At 70.3% G+C, this 2,963-nt stretch carries 5 protein-coding genes; 3 read left to right on the top strand and 2 right to left on the bottom strand.

Going from position 1 to position 2,963, the window contains the following annotated elements; translation table 11 throughout:
- Window positions 1-109: 109 nt before the first annotated feature.
- Window positions 110-343 (bottom strand): TetR/AcrR family transcriptional regulator, encoded by a 234-nt coding sequence (locus E1284_RS44220; RefSeq protein ID WP_207924232.1) that lies wholly within the window; start codon window positions 341-343, stop codon window positions 110-112.
- On the opposite strand from E1284_RS44220, the gene E1284_RS44215 reads away from it, so the two are divergent.
- The 3 genes from E1284_RS44215 (at window position 320) to E1284_RS39860 (ending at window position 2,493) form a co-directional block, all read left to right on the top strand.
- The gene (locus E1284_RS44215) at window positions 320-619 is read left to right on the top strand and encodes a hypothetical protein (protein ID WP_131945307.1); all 300 of its coding nucleotides are present in this window, start codon (window positions 320-322) and stop codon (window positions 617-619) included. The genes E1284_RS44220 and E1284_RS44215 overlap by 24 nt on opposite strands.
- A 537-nt stretch (window positions 620-1,156) precedes the next feature.
- Complete coding sequence (locus E1284_RS39865; RefSeq protein ID WP_243715036.1) at window positions 1,157-1,807, top strand: ATP-binding cassette domain-containing protein; 651 nt, start codon at window positions 1,157-1,159, stop codon at window positions 1,805-1,807.
- Window positions 1,804-2,493 (top strand): hypothetical protein, encoded by a 690-nt coding sequence (locus E1284_RS39860; protein WP_131945305.1) that lies wholly within the window; start codon window positions 1,804-1,806, stop codon window positions 2,491-2,493. The genes E1284_RS39865 and E1284_RS39860 overlap by 4 nt, the downstream gene beginning before the upstream one ends.
- Window positions 2,494-2,771: 278 nt before the next feature.
- On the opposite strand, the gene E1284_RS39855 is transcribed toward E1284_RS39860, so the two are convergent.
- Window positions 2,772-2,963, bottom strand: a 192-nt coding sequence (locus tag E1284_RS39855) for a DUF1963 domain-containing protein (RefSeq protein WP_131945304.1), incomplete at its 5' end; no start/stop codon positions are given.

The following is a 2,963-nucleotide window of genomic DNA, read 5'->3' as shown; positions in this document are numbered from 1 at the left end:
CTCCCGCACCCCACCCGCCGCCACATGAGAACCCGCCCGTGATCACCGGCTCGCCCAAAGCCTCACCGCTCGTCGGCCGGCTCGCCGGGGCAGGGCCTGCGCCATATGATCAGCGACGCTCGGCGGGATCAGGCTCGGGATCACCGTGAATGATCGAGTGGAACGACTGGCGCAGCAGCGCGGTGATCCTCTCCGGCGGCGCGTCCCGCAGCCCGTCCAGGCCCAGCAGGTACCGCCCGATGACGGCGCCCAACGTCAGCGCGCCGATCAGAGCTGTTCGCAGGGCCGCATCCTCCTCCGGTATCGCCTCGGCGGCCTCATGGGGACCAACGCGCTGCCACACCTGATCAAAGGCCTCGTCGGCGAGGAGTTTCCGAATGTGCTGGGGAACTCGCCCCTGCGCAACGCACTCGCAGGCGTGACCGGAATCCTGCTGACCGCCCTCTTCGCACTCTGGGCCCACATGCCCGGCCACCCATGGACCGCCGCCATCTCCGCCACCATCGGCGCCTATGTCATGGCCGCCTTCCACGGCCTGCGCGGCGCCTTCTGGCTGAACACCGCCGCCGGCCGCCCCAACCCGGCCACGCCGACAGGCCAGGGCGCACAGAGCGGCTAACACGACCAAGCCGATCGTCGATCGGTGGCGTGACGCCCTGTGATCAGCGGGACGGCTCCATGCGGCGGCGGCCACCGGCTGCCCGCTTCCGGAGCCACCGGACGATCCCGCATTCTGGCCGACCGAACGCGGTGCCGCGTCCTACCTGGAGGCCCTGCCGGCCGGTGCCCGGCAGGTCACGCCCACCGGGCCTGCCGCGACCTTGACCGCGCGGCCTGCCACTGACGAGCACCACCGTGTCGCGGGCGCTGAGTTGTTCTGGCGGTCTCCGCGACGCAACATCACGATGAGTGTCCGCGTTTGCCAGCCCGCGGCCCCGGATTCGGGACGGGCAGCGGACGCTGCACACGGCGGGGATGCTGGAGTGTCGCGGCTCGAAGGCCCACTACTCGGGCTTGGCGGCTTTGGGGTTGGTCCCGGGCGGGTTAATTAACGGCGGGCTTACGTCAGAGCGCCTAGCGTGTGGTTTTCATGCGGTTGGAGAATGTCGCCTTTCGTTACCGGCGGCGGGACCCCTGGGTGTTCAGGGATGTCACGTTGTCCCTGGCGGTCGGCAGCCTTACCGAGGTGACAGGGCACAACGGCGCCGGCAAGTCCACTTTGCTGCGCGTGATCGCCGGCTTGCGCCGTCCGCGCGTGGGCGCCGTCGAGGGGCGTCCTGCCCGCGTCGGGTACGCGCCCGAGCGGTTCCCCGTCGACCAGCCGTTCAGCGTCCGCGTGTATCTGCGGCATATGGCCGCCATACGCCGGGTGCCGCAGGACTCAGTCGAGGAATGGGCGGAGCGGCTCCGCTTCGATCACCTCCTCGACGTGCGGCTTCCGGAGTTGTCGAAGGGCAGCGCTCAGAAGGTCGGGCTCGCTCAGGCCCTCATGGGCGACCCGGAACTCCTGATCCTGGACGAGCCCTTCGCGGGCCTGGACGCCGCCATCCGTGAAGCGCTGCCCGAGCTGATCTCCGGACTGGCTGCCGACGGCTCCACAATCGTCGTCAGCGATCATCAGCGCTGCCTAGAGGCACTACCGGGAGTCGAGCGGCTGCGGGTGGCCGACGCGGCGGTGACCCGCCTCGCCCCTGACGGGACCGCCGGTTGGGCCGTCCTCGAGGTCGAGGTGCCGAAGGACGAGGCCGACGCCCTGGAGACGAAGCTGCGTACGGACGGGTACCGGGTGCGGAGGGCCGAGCAGTGATCGCGCTCGTCCGGTTCCAGATGTCGGGCTACGTGCATTCGCTCCGCGTCCTGCAGCCGCTCATCGTCGTGGCATTGTTCGTGGCGCTGATCCTGTCCCAGGGACCGAGCGGGCCCGATGCCTCCTCTCTCGCCGTCCAGACGTTCGCGGACGTGGCCGCCTTCATGTTCCCGGTGTGGGCCTGGGCGGCGCGCGCCCTGCTCGACACCCAGCCCGACGAGCAGCGCGCGCTGACCGCCACCGCTGCCAGCCTCTCTCGCACTCCCCTGTGGGCGGGACTCGTCGCGGCGTACGCAATGAACCTCTGCCTCGGCGTCGTCGCATTGGCCATTCCTCTCCTGCAGGCCGCACAGGTCAACTCTCCCGGCTCGGCGATCTTGGTCGGCTGCGCCCTGAACCTCCTCGTCGCCGTCCCGGGCACACTGCTCGGCGCATGGACGAGCCGCGCAATCATCCCCGACCCCGGTGTTTCGCTACTCGCGCTCCTGGGCGGAGCCCTGGGGCTGCTCCTACTCGGCATCGGCCCCCTCACCTGGCTCTCAGTCCCGATGATCGATTGGCTACGTGCGGCCCACGACGGCCCCGGCGCCTTCACCTCCCACTTCCCCGCCGTCGCCCTCCACCTGCTCCTCTGGTCCCTGGCCGTCGGCGCCCTCTACGCCACAGCCGCCCGCAACCGCACCTGACCACCGGCCACTCCGGCCGCCCCATGACGGGCCCGATTCCTTCACCTCGCACTTTCCCGGCGTCGCGCTCCACCTGCTCCTCTGGTCCCTGGCCGTCGGCGGCCTCTACGCCACGATCGCCCGCCACCGCCCCTGAGCCCCCGTCCCGCATGCAGGATCCAGGATCCGACCGCCCAGAGGGAGTGGCCGCTCGGAGAATCAGGCACCGCAGCAGGGCGCCCAAACGATCAGGCCACCCAGCGGGGCAAAGCGCCTGGAAGGGCCGGCGGGCTGGAGGCTTAGGCGGCTTGGAGGGTTAGCCAGGTTTCCTCCAGTGGGGTGTTTTCGCGGTTGCAGAAGTAGATGCGGCCTGGGTCGCCCCAGTACCAGCCGAGGCGGGGGTCGGAGTCGAGTTGCAGGAGGAGGCGCCACTCCTCCGCCGTGCGTTGCTCTTCGGGGGTGAGGGACGGGGACTTCGGGGACTCCAGGGG

The organism is Actinomadura bangladeshensis (genome assembly GCF_004348335.1).
Classification (GTDB): Bacteria; Actinomycetota; Actinomycetes; order Streptosporangiales; family Streptosporangiaceae; genus Spirillospora; species Spirillospora bangladeshensis.
The sequence above is the reverse complement of the archived record's forward strand: the minus strand, read 5'-3'. Positions and strand labels throughout refer to the sequence as shown.